Annotated in this window: 2 protein-coding genes; one reads left to right on the forward strand and one right to left on the reverse strand. The window is 57.4% G+C overall.

Features of this window, described 5'->3' with window-relative positions:
- The coding region (locus AC1DWI_RS23810; protein WP_477725994.1) for a hypothetical protein at nt 1-664 on the reverse strand (664 nt) is incomplete at its 3' end.
- A gap of 322 nt (nt 665-986) precedes the next feature.
- Between AC1DWI_RS23810 and rpsF the strand changes: the two genes are divergently transcribed.
- Nucleotides 987-1,203: 30S ribosomal protein S6 (gene rpsF / locus AC1DWI_RS23815; RefSeq protein ID WP_477725995.1), on the forward strand; the 217-nt coding region annotated here is incomplete at its 3' end.

The following is a 1,203-nucleotide window of genomic DNA, read 5'->3' on the forward strand; positions in this document are numbered from 1 at the left end:
GCAGCAGACCGATCACGAAAACAGCGAGGCCCCCTGCGAGCATCAGAGTGCTGAGGCCGGAATGCACCCAATAGGCAAGCACAACCCCCGCCAGCACTGATATCCCGGCCTGATCGAGTCGCGAGCGGATAGGCAGCAGGAGCAGTAAAGCCAGCCAGGGCACCAGGGCAAGCCCATGGAAGCCGACATGCCCGATGATGATCCGATGTGGAAGAAACCCGTTGAACATCAGCAAGCCGCCCACCAATACTGCCGCCAGGGGGCCGGTTAAAAAGACCTTGCGCGCCAGCAGATAACCGCCCCAGAACATCAGGCTCGCGCTCAGGCACAGCAACAGATATGCGGCGTTGATCGGCCCGGCCAATATGGCCAGTAACTGTGGAAACGAATAAAAAGCGGACTGTGGATCAGGAAAAAAGGGCTGACCGGCACAGAATGACGGTGTAAACCATGGGGTGCTCAATCCGTTCGTGGAAAACCAGATGTGCCCATCCAGCCAGTTGGGCAACATCAGCGAGTAGTCATGACCCAGCCATCCTCTTTCCAGAGGGAAAAAGGGCTTGAAAATCAGGCCAAGGCAGAGCAGCAGGAGGCCGTATACCAGCCAGACCGCATAGGTCGCATGCCGCCCTGAAAGGCTTGCTGGCGCGTGAAGCAGTTGCATGTCGACGGCGTAGGTAGGCGGGTGCGGGAGGGTTGTAGTCCAGCGCATCCGGATCTGGCGGGAGATTAACACGCAGTAACAATCAGCCAAAGAGCTTCATTGCATGGATCATCGCGTGGGTTCTACCCGGCTGTGTCCGGCGCTGGTGCCAGCGCTTTGAAGCAGGGGGAAACTACCCCAAAAGCTGCGATTTCCTGGGTTTCTAGATGGATGGCCAGGCCAAACTGGCATCCGAACAAGTCTTCAGGCTATAATCATGGGCTTCGCCTTGCTGCACCCTTAACGACGCTGGGGCAGCTTCAATCAACCACAAGGAGAGTTTATGCGTCACTATGAGATCGTCTTGCTGATCCACCCGGATCAAAGCGAGCAAGTCCCAGCCATGCTGGAACGTTACAAGGGCATGATCACCGCCGGCGGTGGCAAAGTGCACCGTGTCGAAGATTGGGGCCGCCGCCAGCTGGTGTACCTGATCCAGAAACTGGCCAAAGCCCACTACCTCAGCATCAACATAGAAGCAAGCCAGGCCGTGATGGAAG

The sequence above is a fragment of the Polaromonas sp. P3_C2 genome, assembly GCF_056402675.1.